The sequence below is a fragment of the Macrococcus sp. S115 genome, assembly GCF_030067655.1.
In the GTDB taxonomy this organism is placed as follows: Bacteria; Bacillota; Bacilli; order Staphylococcales; family Staphylococcaceae; genus Macrococcoides; species Macrococcoides psychrotolerans.
Window position 1 is genome coordinate 67,898 of sequence record NZ_JASJES010000009.1, and the last position, 16,065, is coordinate 83,962.

The window sequence follows — 16,065 nt, forward strand, 5'->3', positions numbered from 1 at the left end:
ATGCGAGTATTACAAATGACAAAAAAAGGTCTATAATAGAGGTATTGTATTTTATCAAAAATGGGGGCAGAGATAATGAAACGTAAATTTAAAGAAACAGATGTAATCTTGATCGGTGGCGGCATTATGAGCGCGACACTCGGTGTATTGTTAAAAGAACTTGATCCATCAATTAATATTAAAGTGTTTGAAAAGCTAGGAGCTTCAGGACTCGAAAGCTCTAACGCCTGGAATAATGCGGGGACAGGACATTCAGCACTGTGTGAACTGAATTATACGACAGAAGATGAGGACGGTAATATTGATATTACAAAAGCGAGTGGTGTTAATGAACAGTTTCAGTTATCTAAACAGTTATGGGCGTACTTAGCACAGCAAGGCAAATTAAAGGATCCTGGCAACTTTATCATGCCCGTACCGCACTTAAGCTTTGTGGAAGGTGAGCAGAATGTAGATTTCTTGAAACGTCGTCTTAAAGCTTTATCTGATAATCCGTTATTTGAAGGGATGGAACTTACGGAAGACCATGACAAGATGCGTGAATGGGTTCCGTTGATGATGGAAGGCCGTAATCCGAATGAAAAGATTGCAATTACACGTATGGAAGCGGGTACGGATGTTAACTTCGGCACATTGACAAATGACCTATTCGATATTATGACAAGTTATGATGGTGCAGTTATTCATTATAATCATACAGTGAAAGATATTAAGAGAAATGACAATGACAGCTGGGATGTTAAAGTATATGATCAAAATCATAAGACAACGGAAGTTCATAGTGCGAAATTCGTGTTTATTGGTGCTGGAGGATATGCTTTACCATTATTACAGAAGACAAAGATTCCTGAGGTTAAAGGGGTAGGCGGCTTCCCGGTGAGTGGATTATTCTTAGTATGTAAAGACCCATCAATTGTTGAACAGCATCTTGCAAAAGTTTACGGTAAAGCAAAAGTAGGTGCACCCCCAATGTCAGTGCCGCATCTAGATACACGTTATATAGACGGTGAACGTGCATTACTCTTTGGACCATATGCTGGATTCTCTCCAAAGTTCTTAAAAACAGGGCGTTATACAGATTTAATTGAATCTGTAACACCAGGCAATATTGCGAATATGCTTTCAGCAGGTGCGAAAGAGATGAAATTAACGCAGTACTTAATTTCCCAAGTTATGCAGAATCATGAAGAGCGTATGGAAGAGTTACGTGAATTCGTACCGAATGCGAAATCTGAAGACTGGGAGATCGTTGTCGCTGGGCAACGTGTTCAAGTTATTAAGGAAACTGAAGATGGCGGCAAAGGAACGCTCCAATTTGGTACGGAAGTGATTACAAGTGAGGATGGTAGTATCGCAGCCTTACTAGGAGCATCACCTGGGGCTTCAACTGCAGTTCATGTTATGCTACGTGTAATTAATGAATGTTTCGGTGAGCGTATGACAGAATTTGAACCAAAGATAAAAGAGATGATTCCATCATACGGTAAGAAGTTAGCAGAACACCCTGAACTGTTTAAAGAAATTAACAAACAGACAGCGAGTGCTTTAGGATTGAAAGAGAAGTAATGATAGATGACTTATAATTTAGTTTGATATATGACTCGGACGATGCTCATAAGCATTGTTCGGGTTTTATTGTACTTGCAGCATCATAATTCATGACTAGCTTAATCATTATGTCAATCGCATGCATTATGATATTTTAAATATAATATTAAGAAAAGAAGGATGGCCTATGCTTGAACGTATAAACATTGTATTACAGAAGTACATCGCTGTATTGACGCTATTGTCTTTATTAGGCGGCGTTATCTTTGATGGATATTTGAAGCACCTTATATTTATTGTGCCCTATATTTTTGCCTTTATGACATTTAGTGGCAGCATCCGTATGAAATTCAGAGACCTTCGTATATTTCTGGAAGCGAAGGGTACAATTCTGTATTGTATGTTCATATTGCACGTTGTCATGCCCGCCATCAGTTATGTGATTGCAACGACGTTGTTTGATGATCAACTGTTAGTGATTGGGTTTGTTATGCTTATGACCGTCCCGACAGGTGTTACAAGTCTAATCTGGATAAGCATTGGTAGAGGAGATGTCGCACTTGGCATCGCTGTGATATTGCTGGATACATTATTAGCACCAGTCATCATCCCTTTCGTGCTGCATCTAGTGTCCGGGACGACAGTTGAGATTGATACATTCAGTCTCGTTATTGGATTGATATTCATGATTGTTGTACCTACAATCATTGCGATACTCTTGAACGAACTCACAAAGGGTAAGTTTCCGGACTGGATTGGCAATCGCCTAAGTCCATTTTCTAAAATGGCACTCTTCCTTATTGTATTGATTAACGGAAGCGCGATTGGTCCTTATGTGAAAGATATGAATCTTGAGTTACTGAAGATTATTGCGGTTGTATTTGTTATCGTGGTTATAGGTTACATCATTGCAGTAGGATCTAGCTACTTTATGCAGCATAGCTATGCACGTCATGTGTCGATGACCTTTTTAGGGGGGATGAGAAATATCTCTACCGGTGTCATAGTTGCAACAACTTATTTCCCTGCGAAGGTTGCAATGCCAGTTGCTTTTGGGATGCTGTTTCAACAATTATTTGCGAGTATCGTCAGCACACAGCTAGAAAAGAGACGTCCTGGAGAAAACTAAAATTTAATTTTTTGACGTAATTATTAAAGAATTGCAGAAAATACTGCGATTCTTTTTATTTTTGCAGGAAATAATTGAAAAACTGCAGAAGCTTTGATTTTAATGGATTTGAATTCAAAAAAATTACGCATTATATTGAATTTGAGGTGATATTTTGATAAAAAAGGTTCACAAACCGAGTACAGTACAAGCGTATTTGTATGAATTAGAAAGTCGAGTACGTATGGAGCTAGATGATTATTATAAATTTGTGAGATATAAGAAAGGCTTTGAAGGTGAACTCAGGTTCTTTGAAATGATTGAACATCTAGAAGGAGAATATATCATAATATGGGATATTAATATCATGAAACCTGTACGCGTGCAATTCGACTTCATTATTATTACGGCAAATAATATATTGCACTTTGATATCAAAAATTATAGCGGTAATTATCGATATCAGAATAACCGGTTAATGAGTGAACAAGGTAAGACGGATAAAGATATCTTTATCCAGTTAGACAATGCAGATTCCTATTTAAAACAGCTCATTGCAAAGTACGAGATGCCTCAAAAACTGATCAGTAAAATTATTTTTATCAATGAGGATTTCCATTTAACAGGATTTAGCGGAAAAGAATGTGTAATGTTCTCACATGAACTTGAACCAGTGTTTAATTACTTAAAGTCCAGTAAAGGAATCACACAGCAAATGATCAACTTTGCAGATGCACTTATACAGCTTCATGACAATGAAGGTGTTGACAACCGAATTCATTATTACAATCTTGAAGATTTAAAGTTAGGCCTGCGCTGCCCGAAATGCAGGAAGATGGAGATGAGCAGAATTCGAAGGAAGACTTATTTTAAATGTAGTTGCGGAAATAAATTGAAAAACGAAAATGCAGTATTACAAGCTTATGAAGTATTAGCTTTGTTTGGTAAGGATAAAGTGAAAAGAAAAGATATTGTAGATTTTACTGGTTTATCAAATCGTACGGTAACGAGATTGATGAATCAGCATTTCTATAAACATTCACATTACAGAGGTACTTACTATAAGAAAGGTGAACAAATTAATATTTAGATAGATTTAATTGCAAGATGGCTCATAAAAATAAAACATGGGCCAAGATGAAGATGGAAAGAAGCAATCTGGATCAAGATGGCTCATAAAAATAAAACATGGGCCAAGATTAGGACCGAGGTGAGAGGAAATGAAGCAAGATGGCTCATAAAAATAAAACATGAGCCAAGATGAAGACCGAGGTGAGAGGAAGTGAAGCAAGATGGCTCATAAAAAATAAACATGAGCCAAGATGAAGATGGAAAGAAGCAATCTGGATCAAGATGGCTCATAAAAATAAAACATGGGCCAAGATGAGCAGCGAGACGAGGGGAAGTGAAGCAAGATGGCCCGTAAATTAAAAACACGAGCCAAGATGAAGACCGAGGTGAGGGGAAGTGAAGCAAGATGGCCCGTAAATTAAAAACACGAGCCATCTCGCTAGTAATCAGGCGAAAGTATATTACAAGACCTAAAAAACACCTCATCCACAATGGATGAGGTGTGCATCATATCATTCAGCGTATTACTGATAGATACCTTTGGCTTTATCTGAGTAATCGATATAAATATTTTTTACTTGTTGGTAGTGACGTAACGTATCTTTGTAAGTTTCGCGTCCGATACCTGATTTCTTGTAACCACCGAATGGAGATCCTGCTGGAATCTGGTTGTATGTGTTGATCCAGATTCGACCAGTGTCTATTGCATTAGCAACTTGCAATGCATCATTTAAGTTTGCTGTGAAGATACCGCCAGCTAAACCATATTCTGAATCATTCGCTTTCTCGATAACTTCTTCTTTTGTTTTAAATTTAGATACCAATACGACTGGCCCAAAGATTTCTTCTTGAACTAAACGTGATTTGTTATCTTCAAATTCAACGATTGTCGGTGGGAAGAAGAATCCTTTATCACGTCCATTATCCATTAAGCGTTTTCCACCAGTAACGATATTAAGTCCTTCTTGTTTAGCAATTTCGATATATTCTTCAATCTTATCGATTTGTGCCTGTCCTGTTTGTGAACCATAATGATTATTTTCATCCATAGGGTCACCTACACGTACTTTTTCAAAAGCATCTTTAAGTTTGGCTACAAACTCATCATAGATACCTTCTTGAACGTATAGTCGGCTACCTGCTGAACAAACTTCTCCTTGGTTAAATAAAATACCGAGTTGTGCACCTTCAATTGCTTGCTCAATATTTGCATCATCGAAGATAATGTTCGCACTTTTACCTCCAAGCTCTAAAGTCGCTGGAACGATACGTTTTGCTGCAGCTTCTGCAACACCGTAACCGACTTCAGTAGAACCTGTAAATGATACTTTTGCTACATCTTCATGATTGAAGATTGCGTTACCTGACTCCGAACCTTTACCTGTTAAAACATTTAATACCCCTTTAGGTAAGATGTCCTGAACAATTTCAGCAAACTTCAGTAATGATAACGGTGTTGATGATGATGGTTGAATAACAACGGCATTACCAGCAGCAAGCGCAGGTGCTAACTTCCAAGAAGCCAGTAGCATTGGGAAGTTCCATGCAACAACTGCACCTACTACACCGATTGGTTCGTGTTTAATAATACTGATGACATCTGCATCTACTTCTTTATTTGTTCCTTCATCAGCAAGTATGACACCTGCAAAATATCGGAAATGTTCAATTGCCATTGGAATATCAATATTTAATGATTCACGTATGGCTTTACCACTATTTAATGATTCAATTTTAGCAAGTTCTTCACGATGTTCTTCCATTTTGTCTGCAATTTGATTTAATAGTTTTGCTTTTTCGTTGTGAGAAGTGTGGCGCCATGTTTTAAAAGCTTCCTCAGCTGATTTCACAGCTACATCTACATCTTCTTCTGTTGCTTTTGCAATCTTAGCTAATACTTCTCCTGTGGCTGGATTTGTTACATCTAAGGTTTCTCCTGCAGCACTATCTTTAAATTCACCATTAATAAATAATCCATATTGTTCTTTTAATAAGTTACTCATGATCTTCCTCCTAATAGTAAAATCGTATTGCTCCTATTTATTGTACATCTGTACGCTCTTCATAAGCAATAGAATTGCTTATATATTCAGAAGATTTTGCAAATACTCTGTATATACAACAAATAGATCGATTTTCTCAAATATTATATTTCAATACTGTAATATTTTTGGATAATACTTACAATTACTATTTTCAAATATTAGTTACAATCATTGATACGACAATATTTATTAAGGAGATGAATTTATTACAGCTATATATAAAATATATCACTTAAGTAACAAATCATTAACAATGCTCAAAATCATGTTTAAACGTGATATAGTATTTTCAGTGCTCAAGAGCGCAGTAAAAATTAAAAACTAATCTAAAACTATTTTAATATAACGATTATATTACACGGAGGAATTTTAAATATGAAAAAGACAGCATTAACTTTAACAACACTTGCAACATTATCGACATTAGGTACAACTCAAGCTGATGCATCGGCGTACGGTAGAACAGATGTTGCTCAAACTTCATCTTCAGTAAGTTCAATTGATTCAAGTGCATATAACTATACATATAATAATGATGGTTCTTACACTTATACTTATAACTACGACGCACCTACTTCAGTAGTTGCACAAACAGCTACACAACCAGCTACACAAACAGTTGCACAAACAGCAGCACCTGTAGTGTCACAAACTTCTACAACTTCAGAAGTGAAGAAAGCTCCTGCAACAACGGCAGTTAGCGGAAATGTTGCATCAGTAGCATTAAGTGTTGCAGCTGGTAAATCTTATGTATATGGTGCGAACTCTGCTTCAGCAGTAGATTGTTCATCATTTGCACAACAAGTATTAGCAGCAATGGGGAAATCAATTCCTCGTACTACTTATGCACAAGCTGCAGTAGGTACACAAGTATCAGCACCACAACCAGGTGACTTAGTATTCTTCAACAACTACAGCCACGTTGGTGTATATATCGGTGGAGGACAAATGGTAGATGCATTAAACCCTTCTGAAGGTATCGGACAACGTTCAGTAAGCTATGTTAGTGGACATGTAGACGGATACTACCGTTTCTAAGATTAAACGTGTTATGGCACAGTGCAGTTGCACTGTGCCTTTTTTATATTTAACTTTATTAATTCTATGTCGTATATTACAATCAAATAAATATGGTGCGGGAGGCGATATAATTGTGGGAATATAAGAAATTTGAAGCATTAACACACGATGAAATTTTTCAGGTCTTTAAACTTAGAATAGATACATTTGTAGTTGAACAGCAATGCTTTTATCCAGATATTGATGAAAGAGACTTAACTTGCATCCATTACTTCACTAAAGAAGATGATAAGATAGCGGCATATGCTAGAATTATCGTTGACGGACAAACGGTGAAACTGGGTAGAGTAATTGTGAATCCACAGTTTCGTGGTAGAGGATTAGCGAGAACACTTATCCAAAAAGGACTTGATTATATAAAAGATAATTATCCGGATAAAAATATTTCCTTAAGTGCACAAGCTCATCTAAAAGATTTCTACAGCAGTTTTAATCTATCACCAGTATCTGATATTTATTTTGAAGATCTAATCCCCCATATAGATATGGCGCGTAAACCTTATGCAATAGATACACAACTGGAAGGATGAATGATTTGAAAGTTTATATAAGTTGTTTTCTCGTGCAGGATATCGAATTTATTATAGCTTCTGATGAATGCGGTGTCATTTATTTAGCGAACGAACATACACATGAATATGTCAATCGCCATATTGAACGTTTCTTCAGTCAAGCGACAAAAGTTACTGGCTATGAAGCTGACCAGTATCATACGCATTATATTGGAGAGCTGAATCTTTATTTTGTGGGCAAGAAGCAGCAGTTAGAATGGCCGCTTAATCTTGCAGGGACAGACTTTCAAAAGTCGGTATGGCAGACCCTGCTTACGATTCCATACGGTGAAACACGATCGTATAGCGATATTGCATTGCAATCAGGTAATATGAAAGCTGTCCGTGCGGTAGGAGGTGCTATTGGTGCAAATCCCGTGATGATCGTTGTGCCTTGTCACCGTGTTATCGGCAAGGATGGAACGTTGACAGGATTTAGTGGTGGTTTAGATTTGAAGGATAAATTATTAAATATAGAGAAAATACAATTATAAAAATTAAAGGAGTAAGCTAATGACAATACCAGCATGTCCCAAATGTAATTCAGAATATACTTATGAAGATGGTTTAAACTATGTATGTCCAATGTGTGCACATGAGTGGCCGCAGCAAGAAATCATTGAAGAGATAATCGTAAGAGATGCGAACGGTAATATTTTAAGTGATGGGGACAGTGTAACAGTAATTAAAGACTTAAAGGTTAAAGGAAGCTCCTCTGTGATTAAACAAGGAACGAAAGTAAAGAACATTAAACTAGTTGATCCTGATAATGGACATGACATTGACTGTAAGATAGATGGATTTGGTCAAATGAGCCTTAAAAGTGAGTTCGTAAAAAAATTATGACAAAACGTATAGAAAGTATCGATATTATGCGTGGAATCAGTGTCATGGGGATTTTATTTATGAATATCGTTGGTTTTCATATGAATGAAGTTTTTACAAATCCTCTAGATCACTTTCAGCTGCCTTTAGATAGAATGCTGTATTACCTTGATATGTTATTCGTGCACAATTCATTCTATCCTATTTTTTCATTTTTATTTGGGTTTGGCCTCGCCATTATGGCAACAAATATTAAGCAGCGCGGTGGGAATTTTATCCCGGTATTGTATAGAAGGGTATTCGCACTACTTGCGTTTGGCTACATTCATGGATTACTGATCTTTTATGGGGATATATTAAATGTATATGCAGTGCTCGGCATGATTGCAATCCTCTTCTTACTTATGCCGAATATCGTCAGTCTGATTGTTGCGCTCATGATATCTGTCATTTTTCTGCTGATAAATTTGATGGTGATCATTACTGTAATACTCTCACCAGATGCAATTCCTTCTGCATCTTCCAGCAATGCTGCACAGCGCTGGATACAAGTGATGCAAAGCGGAGACTTCAGTCAAATACTCGCACTGAACCAGCAATTCTTTCTGGAGAATTTCACGGCATTAAGTTTAACAGGGATATTTGGTTATGGATTATCGGTTCTGCCTTTTATCTTATTTGGAATGTATGCGATGCGTGCTGATATGATTGGCGCTATACTTAAACATAAACGTATGATGATGATAACGGCAGCAGTATCCCTTGCCCTAGGATTACTGATTAAATATTATGTCATCTATGCACATCTGGATATGTATGCAGCTCAGTCGTTTATATTCTATGGCGGTACATTAGTAGCAGTTTGTTATTTTATCGTAGTTGTCCTGCTTACAGATAATAAACAGTTCTATAAGGTGATGCAGCCATTTTACTATGCGGGTAAGATGAGTTTCTCATTATATATATTGCAGAGTATCTGTATGTTCATCATATTTTATGTGCTACGTTTATATGCGAAGCTGGATCTGTATCAAGTATTCATGATCGCACTGTGTATTATAATTTTTGAACTGGTCATTGCTACATATTATATGAAAAGACATAAATATGGACCATTAGAATGGGTATGGAGGAAAATTACATACTTAAAATGAAGGCTTAAGCGATAGGAAATAAGGTGATATTATGGTACAATGCTAATCGAAAAGGTGGTGTATCAAATGCATAATATACAGGAACGCTTAGCTGAATCCATACTTAGCGGAAATTTTCATATTGCTGAAGATATAATGAATCAGACAGACTTTCTAGAGTTTGAAGAAATATTTATTAGTGCATGTCATAAAAGTGAATCTGTGATGTACTATACATTTATATTAGAACAGATGAAAAAAGAGGAGACAGTAGAACTCCATGACTTAGCTTTCTTGTTACTTGTCTATCCGCTTTGTGAAGTTAATGGGGCTTTTCATAGTGCATATTATCATGCTGAGCGTGCTGTATATATGACTGATTCTAAAGAAATCAAGAATTTGTTACAGTTGCTCTTCTTGTACACTGTACCGAATCCAGTGCTTTCTGACAGAGAAGCATTTGATACAGCTCAGCAGATATTATCTATTGATTCGAATAATCAGGTCGCGAGAAAATTGATGAAAAAAGCCGCTAAGCAATTAGATCAAGTTGTTATTGATATTAAAGACTTTAATCACTATAAAAACGCCTAGACATATTAGATGTCAGGCGTATTTTTATTGTTCAAGCCATATCTCTATTGGAACGATTATTGGAAAGTGTCCTCTGTCTTCGGATAGCTTTGTAACGAGTGCCGATGCTTTTGCGTACAATGGAAGTGCGAACATGGTTTCATTTGCTTGAATTTCTTGTAATATATTAATTTCGGAATCAGCTTGAATCAGTAATGTAGATTCTATGACTCCATCAACCTGTGTACCGAAATGACCAAACATAAAGGTGAGTTTAAAATCAAACATATGCGGATCTTCCTGGCTTATTTCATAATCTATTCGGTGCATTACAGTAGGTTCTTCAGAATGACTTTCAAAATCACGTACATGTGCTTCGCGTACAAATGTCTGTAAGATTTGTTTGTTAAGTTCCATAATAAGCTCCTTTTATTAAGTTAGTTTCATAATGAAATAAAGTATTGAGAAATGCAAATAATTATCCTTTATAACATAAAGCATATAAAATAAATCTCAAGAGATATTGTTTTTACGTGAAACGTGCTATAAGATGTATAGACAACTATTGTTTTGGAGGAAATATGAAAAAATCTACTATAATCATGATTACATTTTTAATTGGCGCATTCTTTACCTTTTTAAATGAAACCTTACTGAATATCGCCTTGACAAAGATTATGACAGTCTTTCATGTCGATGCACCGACTGTTCAGTGGCTTGCTACTGGATTTATGCTTATCATGGGGGTGCTGATGCCATTATCTGCTACTATAATACAGTGGTTTACAACACGACAATTATTTATAGGATTGATGTCCGTCTTCCTTATTGGAACATTGGTAGCAGGGTGTGCAATCAATTTCCCTATGCTGCTGGCAGGAAGGATGATTCAGGCGGCAGGTACAGGATTGTTGATACCTGTTATTATGAATGCGATGCTGCTATTATTCCCGCCGCATGAACGTGGGAAAGTTATGGGGAATTTCGGCCTTGTTATGATGTTTGCACCTGCAATTGGGCCGACCCTTTCTGGTGTAATCGTTGATACATTAGGATGGAGATGGTTGTTTTTTGCGGTCGTACCATTCGTTTTATTTTCAATCGGATTTGCGTTTAAATATCTGGATAATGTCGGCGAAGTGACGAAACCGAAAGTCGATATATTCAGTGTTGTCTTATCAACAATAGGTGTTGCAGGTATTATATATGGCTTTAGTTCTGTCGGAAATATAGAAGGTGGATTTAGCAATAAAGCGGTATTCTTACCGATTCTTAGTGGACTTATTTCCCTGGTAATCTTTATTGTCCGTCAGAACCATCTGACATCACCCCTACTTGATATGTCCGTTTTTAAGTATAGCAACTATAGTAAAGGGATGTTTATCTTTGTCGTTGTTGTGATGGCGATGTTCGCTTCTGAGATTGTGATGCCGATGTACTTACAAGGGCCGATGGGATTTAGTGCCAAAGTTGCAGGAATGATACTGTTGCCTGGTGCTTTATTAAATGGCGCGATGAGTCCAGTTATGGGACGAATATTTGATAAGATTGGTCCACGTAAGATGATCATTCCGGGCATGTTTGTTCTGATGCTCGTCATGATATTCTACTCGACGATTCACCCAGGAATACCACTATATATATTTATCATTGTTTATATGGTACTCATGGTATCTATTTCGATGATTATGATGCCAAGTCATACGAATGCAATCAATCAGTTACCAAAGCATTTGTATCCACATGGCACAGCAATCGGTAACATGATACAGCCAATTGCCGGTGCAATGGGGATTTCGGTCTTTGTAAGTATAATGACGCATGGTCAGCAACAAGCATTAGAAGGAATAAGTAATCCTACCCATTCACAGACTCAAGCAGCACTGACGTATGGTGTACATCACGCTTATTGGTTTGCAATAGCCCTTACAGTCATAGGGTTTATTACGGCATTATTTGTTACACGTTCTAAGGCACCTGAAGGTGAGACATTCGGACTGCCTGAAGAACAAAATTAAATTTAACGTTTATGACTTTTAATATCGGGTAATAAAGACATGTTGTGAAATATTCATAGCACGTCTTTTATTATATTAAGGGAGAGGTTGGATGTCTAAAGGTAATATAGAATCAATGAAAATCGGTGCAGCTTACGTGGGTGTTATTGTAGGTGCCGGCTTTTCAACAGGTCAGGAAGTTTTGAAATTTTTCACGAATTATGGTATTTACAGCTATTTTGCTATACTTATTTCTGGAATTATGTTGACGTTCTTTGGCCGTCAGATCAGTAAGGTTGGTTATGGATTAGATGTAGACAGCCATGAACCAACGATTACATACCTTTTTGGTGAAAAATTTGGTAAAATCATTGACTATATTTTAGTGTTTTTCTTATATGCAATATCGGTGATCATGGTCGCAGGATCAGGGAGTGCGTTTCATGAAAGCTTTGGGATACCGATATGGTTAGGTTCGTTACTTATGATTATTGCTGTAGTAGGTACGTTGCTGATGGACTTTAACAAGATTGTCAGAGCACTTGGAGTTGTAACGCCATTCTTGATTGTCGTTGTAACAATTATTGCAGTTTATTTCTTCTTTAAAGGGCATGTGCCATTAAGCGAAGTAGATAAATACATCGATCCTTCAAAGCAGCCATTTAAATCGAAGTTTCTTCCAGAAGGTTCACTTTGGTGGTTCTCTGGCTTAAACTATGGTGGCTTAGCATTTGCTACTGGCTATAGTATGTTAGCTGCAATTGGTAGCGATGCCTCGAAGAAACATATTGCAGGCCGTGGTGCCTTTATCGGTGGGATTACATTACTTGTACTATTATTAATGGTAAACTCTGGCTTACTGAGTGAACTGGAATTAGTTCAAGATTCAGCGATTCCAACTTTAGTGTTAGGACGTATGATTCATCCGGTGCTTGGTATAGCATTAAGCATTATTATGCTGATGGTAATGTATAATACGATTGTCGGTTTAATGTATTCGTTTACAGCACGCCTGACAACACCTTATTCAAAGCAGTATATTATATTGCTCATCGTATCGATGGTTATTGGTTATGCTTTAAGTTTTGTTGGCTTTGTAGAGCTTGTAGGAACAGTGTACCCAATAATGGGCTATGTAGGGTTATTACTATGCCTAGGACTGTTATTTAAATATATTAAGCGTAAAAAGGCAGGGAAAAATCACATCGCGTAAGCGTTGTGTGTTCCCGGCTTTTATTTATATCGACGGATAATAATGTTACAATTAGCGTAGATTGAAGGGAATAACAATGAAGAAAAGATACTTATTAATTATAATTTTAGTTGCTTTAACTGTGATGGCGTTTGCATTAATATTTGGATGGTATAAAAAAGAAAATCCCGCATTAAATCATGATACGGTATTCGATGAACTTGGTGTGGCAATGAATGTTAAGCTGATTTCTGACGTCCAATATGGTAAAGATGCACCAAACTCACAAATGGATATTATTATGCCGAAGAAAATTAAATCAGGAGACAAATTACCGCTTATTATATGGACACATGGCGGGGGATATATCGCAGGTGATAAAAAACATAAAAATGCCTATCTTGCACGTATTGCAGAGCGGGGCTTTATTATTGCAAATATGAACTATGCGCTTGCACCTGCCCATAAATATCCCGTACCTTTAATTCAGGAAAAGCAAGCTGCACAGTTTATGAAGCGTAATACATTCCATCTTCCGATTGATTTTAATCAAATTATTATTGGCGGGGATTCAGCAGGAGCACAAATTGCAGCGCAGTTTGCAGCAATTCAAACGAATGAATTATTAAGAAAAGAAATGCAGGAAGAAGCGGTCTTTGCCCCGGACGATATTAAAGGGGTAATATTATTTGGTGGATTATATGATATGAATACGGTAAGAGCAACAAAATTTCCACGAATTGAAGATTTTATGGAAAGCTATACTGGAGAAAAATATTGGGAGCGCGAGTTTAAACAGATTGATCAGATGTCTATTACGCAGCAAGTAACAGGAAAGTACCCTCCAACATTTCTGACGGTAGGAGATGCAGACCCATTTGAAAGTCAGGCAATAGAACTGGTCAAAGTGTTGCAAGAAAATAAAGTACCGAATTCGACCTCATTTTTTGATGGCTCACATCGATTAAGACATCAATATCAATTTCATATGAATCTAAAGGAATCTCAAATAACATATGATAAAGTGATTAAGTTTCTGAGCACGTTTACTGATCAAGCATTGTACAATACGTTAGAAGAAGAACCGCTTACAACGAAAACGAAATAGCAGGAGGAATGCACCTTGAAAGATAAAGTATTACTCACAGGCGCAACAGGATATATTGGTAAATATATATCAAGTCAATTGACAGCGCAGTATGATATTTATGCGATGAGTAAATATCCGAGCGAACCATTAGAAGGCGTCACCTGGCTTACTGGCGATATGTTCTCTTTGAATGACTGTATTGATGCGATGGCCCACGTAGATTTTGGAATATACTTTATTGATCCCAATAAACGTTCCAGCAGAATGAACGATACAAAGTTTCGTGATATCAATGCTATCAGTGCAGATAATTTTGCACGTGCTGCAGAGATTGCACAATTGAAAGCAATTTTCTATGTATCTGGTACAACAGAAGATCAGGAAACATTGAATATTCTGCGTAGCTACAAAACACCGGTTCATGCCTCAGTCACATCAGTTAAACGTAAAGGGATTGTTGCACAAACACAGAATTCAGAAATCAATGATGTGAGAAGTATTCAACGTACGTTGATGCCGTCAAACTGGTCGGTAGCTGACTTGAGTCATCATTATTTTAATTGGTTGAGTGATATGGCCTTTAATATTATTAACGTAAAACGTCAAGATAATGTATATACGATTTATGCAGCGGGTAAGCATGTACTTACGTTATCTGAGGATGAAGGAAAAAGTGATGAAAACAGAATGGTTTATAAGATAACAGACGGTGTATTATACAAAAATACATTAACAAGTCGTGCACGTATGGAGTTTAGAAGATTGAAGCACACTGACACCCTTATCATTGCACTTCATGATTACGAACCTACAATTCCATGGCTCATCTATATATTGATACAATTACCGGTGTATCATCTTTCAATGAAAATCTTTGATGTTGAGATGCGTATTGCTCGCTTTCAGGAAGATAAAGCAAATGGTATGGAAAAACAGTATACAAAGTAACGAACGGCTGTATAATACAGTCGTTTTTTTGTAGGTTCATTTACATTTTTATATTACATTTTTGTAAAGAATGTAAAGAAGGTTGATTATATCAACGGTTTGCATACGCTTACTTTACAGACTTAATACATTTTTAACAAAACGCTATTAAAAGTTAACAATTTCCTTTAAAATAGCGATGTAGAGAACTATGGTGAAAATATTAGGAGGCAATATCATGTTTAATAAGAAGAAAGATAAATTTGCGGTTCAATTAGAAGCGATGGCAGAGAATCTAGATCGTGCTGCTGTAGCATTTGGTGACATGACATTTCACAATGCGTTTGATTTAAAGAAATATGCGGATACAATTAAAGCCTATGAAACAAATGGTGATGAACTGATGCACCAAATGATTTCAGATTTAAATCAAACATTCATCACACCGATTGAACGTGAAGATATTCTTGCTCTTTCAAATGCAATTGATGATGTTATGGATGCTATGGAAGAAACATCAGCAATGTTTGAAATGTATTCAATTGAATACTCAGATGAGTATATGGCTGAATTTGTTCAGAACATTCAAGGATGCGCAAAAGAAATTAAGGTTGCAGTGACGCTCGTTGCTGAGAAGAAGTTATCCCATGTGCGCGTACATTCGATTAATATTAAGGAACATGAAACAAACTGTGACGGTATTTTAAGACAGTCAATTAAACATATCTTATCTGTAGAAACGGATCCGTTAACTGTGATGAAAGTAAAAGATATTTATCAGTCTTTAGAGGATATTGCTGATAAATGCCAGGCAGTTGCGAATATACTTGAATCTATCATTATGAAGAATAGTTAAGGAGCATTTTTATGGAACCGATTATTATTTTTACATTTGCGATTGTGTTCTTCGCGTTAGCTTTTGATT

The 16,065-nt window shown here is 36.6% G+C and carries 16 protein-coding genes; 14 read left to right on the forward strand and 2 right to left on the reverse strand.

What is annotated here, in order from left to right; all coding sequences use genetic code 11:
- The first annotated feature begins 60 nt into the window (after positions 1–60).
- The 3 genes from mqo (at position 61) to QNJ52_RS10170 (ending at position 3,746) form a co-directional block, all read left to right on the forward strand.
- Positions 61–1,566, forward strand: coding sequence for a malate dehydrogenase (quinone) (mqo, locus tag QNJ52_RS10160; protein ID WP_283722511.1), 1,506 nt, complete (start codon positions 61–63; stop codon positions 1,564–1,566).
- Positions 1,567–1,735: 169 nt separating this feature from the next.
- The gene (locus QNJ52_RS10165) at positions 1,736–2,677 is read left to right on the forward strand and encodes a bile acid:sodium symporter family protein (protein WP_283722512.1); all 942 of its coding nucleotides are present in this window, start codon (positions 1,736–1,738) and stop codon (positions 2,675–2,677) included.
- A 154-nt stretch (positions 2,678–2,831) separates the two neighbouring features.
- The gene (locus QNJ52_RS10170; protein ID WP_283722513.1) at positions 2,832–3,746 is read left to right on the forward strand and encodes a nuclease-related domain-containing protein; all 915 of its coding nucleotides are present in this window, start codon (positions 2,832–2,834) and stop codon (positions 3,744–3,746) included.
- Positions 3,747–4,251: 505 nt separating this feature from the next.
- Here the strand turns inward: QNJ52_RS10170 and QNJ52_RS10175 are convergent.
- Positions 4,252–5,730 (reverse strand): aldehyde dehydrogenase family protein, encoded by a 1,479-nt coding sequence (locus QNJ52_RS10175; protein WP_283722514.1) that lies wholly within the window; start codon positions 5,728–5,730, stop codon positions 4,252–4,254.
- 417 nt (positions 5,731–6,147) lie between these two features.
- Between QNJ52_RS10175 and QNJ52_RS10180 the strand changes: the two genes are divergently transcribed.
- The 6 genes from QNJ52_RS10180 (at position 6,148) to QNJ52_RS10205 (ending at position 9,955) form a co-directional block, all read left to right on the forward strand.
- Positions 6,148–6,810, forward strand: coding sequence for a C40 family peptidase (locus QNJ52_RS10180; RefSeq protein ID WP_283722515.1), 663 nt, complete (start codon positions 6,148–6,150; stop codon positions 6,808–6,810).
- Positions 6,811–6,923: 113 nt separating this feature from the next.
- Positions 6,924–7,382: a GNAT family N-acetyltransferase gene (locus QNJ52_RS10185; protein WP_283722516.1), complete on the forward strand. Its 459-nt coding sequence runs from the start codon at positions 6,924–6,926 to the stop codon at positions 7,380–7,382.
- A 5-nt stretch (positions 7,383–7,387) separates the two neighbouring features.
- Positions 7,388–7,897, forward strand: a complete 510-nt coding sequence (locus tag QNJ52_RS10190) for a methylated-DNA--[protein]-cysteine S-methyltransferase (RefSeq protein ID WP_283722517.1) — start codon at positions 7,388–7,390, stop codon at positions 7,895–7,897.
- 19 nt (positions 7,898–7,916) lie between these two features.
- On the forward strand, positions 7,917–8,249 hold the full coding sequence (locus QNJ52_RS10195; RefSeq protein ID WP_219493899.1) for a zinc ribbon domain-containing protein YjdM: 333 nt from the start codon (positions 7,917–7,919) through the stop codon (positions 8,247–8,249).
- The gene (locus QNJ52_RS10200) at positions 8,246–9,382 is read left to right on the forward strand and encodes a DUF418 domain-containing protein (protein ID WP_283722518.1); all 1,137 of its coding nucleotides are present in this window, start codon (positions 8,246–8,248) and stop codon (positions 9,380–9,382) included. The genes QNJ52_RS10195 and QNJ52_RS10200 overlap by 4 nt, the downstream gene beginning before the upstream one ends.
- Before the next feature lie 75 nt (positions 9,383–9,457).
- A complete protein-coding gene (locus QNJ52_RS10205) occupies positions 9,458–9,955 on the forward strand; it encodes a hypothetical protein (RefSeq protein ID WP_099482714.1) in 498 nt (165 codons plus the stop codon).
- 24 nt (positions 9,956–9,979) lie between these two features.
- On the opposite strand, the gene QNJ52_RS10210 is transcribed toward QNJ52_RS10205, so the two are convergent.
- Positions 9,980–10,351 (reverse strand): hypothetical protein, encoded by a 372-nt coding sequence (locus QNJ52_RS10210; RefSeq protein ID WP_283722519.1) that lies wholly within the window; start codon positions 10,349–10,351, stop codon positions 9,980–9,982.
- Positions 10,352–10,515: 164 nt separating this feature from the next.
- Between QNJ52_RS10210 and QNJ52_RS10215 the strand changes: the two genes are divergently transcribed.
- The 5 genes from QNJ52_RS10215 (at position 10,516) to QNJ52_RS10235 (ending at position 15,996) form a co-directional block, all read left to right on the forward strand.
- Complete coding sequence (locus QNJ52_RS10215; RefSeq protein WP_283722520.1) at positions 10,516–11,952, forward strand: DHA2 family efflux MFS transporter permease subunit; 1,437 nt, start codon at positions 10,516–10,518, stop codon at positions 11,950–11,952.
- A 91-nt stretch (positions 11,953–12,043) separates the two neighbouring features.
- Complete coding sequence (locus QNJ52_RS10220) at positions 12,044–13,144, forward strand: YkvI family membrane protein (protein ID WP_283722521.1); 1,101 nt, start codon at positions 12,044–12,046, stop codon at positions 13,142–13,144.
- 76 nt (positions 13,145–13,220) lie between these two features.
- Positions 13,221–14,231, forward strand: coding sequence for an alpha/beta hydrolase (locus QNJ52_RS10225; RefSeq protein WP_219493906.1), 1,011 nt, complete (start codon positions 13,221–13,223; stop codon positions 14,229–14,231).
- Between the two features lie 15 nt (positions 14,232–14,246).
- The gene (locus QNJ52_RS10230; RefSeq protein ID WP_283722523.1) at positions 14,247–15,161 is read left to right on the forward strand and encodes an NAD-dependent epimerase/dehydratase family protein; all 915 of its coding nucleotides are present in this window, start codon (positions 14,247–14,249) and stop codon (positions 15,159–15,161) included.
- Between the two features lie 217 nt (positions 15,162–15,378).
- Positions 15,379–15,996, forward strand: a complete 618-nt coding sequence (locus QNJ52_RS10235; protein WP_283722525.1) for a DUF47 domain-containing protein — start codon at positions 15,379–15,381, stop codon at positions 15,994–15,996.
- Positions 15,997–16,065: the final 69 nt, after the last annotated feature.

What these genes read in the sequence shown, in the direction of transcription:
- QNJ52_RS10195 (WP_219493899.1), top strand. Translation starts at nt 7,917, where the DNA reads ATGACAATACCAGCATGTCCCAAATGTAATTCAGAATATACTTATGAA.
- mqo (WP_283722511.1), top strand. Translation starts at nt 61, where the DNA reads ATGGGGGCAGAGATAATGAAACGTAAATTTAAAGAAACAGATGTAATC.
- QNJ52_RS10235 (WP_283722525.1), top strand. Translation starts at nt 15,379, where the DNA reads ATGTTTAATAAGAAGAAAGATAAATTTGCGGTTCAATTAGAAGCGATG.
- QNJ52_RS10225 (WP_219493906.1), top strand. Translation starts at nt 13,221, where the DNA reads ATGAAGAAAAGATACTTATTAATTATAATTTTAGTTGCTTTAACTGTG.
- QNJ52_RS10210 (WP_283722519.1), bottom strand. Translation starts at nt 10,351, where the DNA reads ATGGAACTTAACAAACAAATCTTACAGACATTTGTACGCGAAGCACAT.
- QNJ52_RS10180 (WP_283722515.1), top strand. Translation starts at nt 6,148, where the DNA reads ATGAAAAAGACAGCATTAACTTTAACAACACTTGCAACATTATCGACA.
- QNJ52_RS10165 (WP_283722512.1), top strand. Translation starts at nt 1,736, where the DNA reads ATGCTTGAACGTATAAACATTGTATTACAGAAGTACATCGCTGTATTG.
- QNJ52_RS10200 (WP_283722518.1), top strand. Translation starts at nt 8,246, where the DNA reads ATGACAAAACGTATAGAAAGTATCGATATTATGCGTGGAATCAGTGTC.
- QNJ52_RS10215 (WP_283722520.1), top strand. Translation starts at nt 10,516, where the DNA reads ATGAAAAAATCTACTATAATCATGATTACATTTTTAATTGGCGCATTC.
- QNJ52_RS10220 (WP_283722521.1), top strand. Translation starts at nt 12,044, where the DNA reads ATGTCTAAAGGTAATATAGAATCAATGAAAATCGGTGCAGCTTACGTG.
- QNJ52_RS10175 (WP_283722514.1), bottom strand. Translation starts at nt 5,730, where the DNA reads ATGAGTAACTTATTAAAAGAACAATATGGATTATTTATTAATGGTGAA.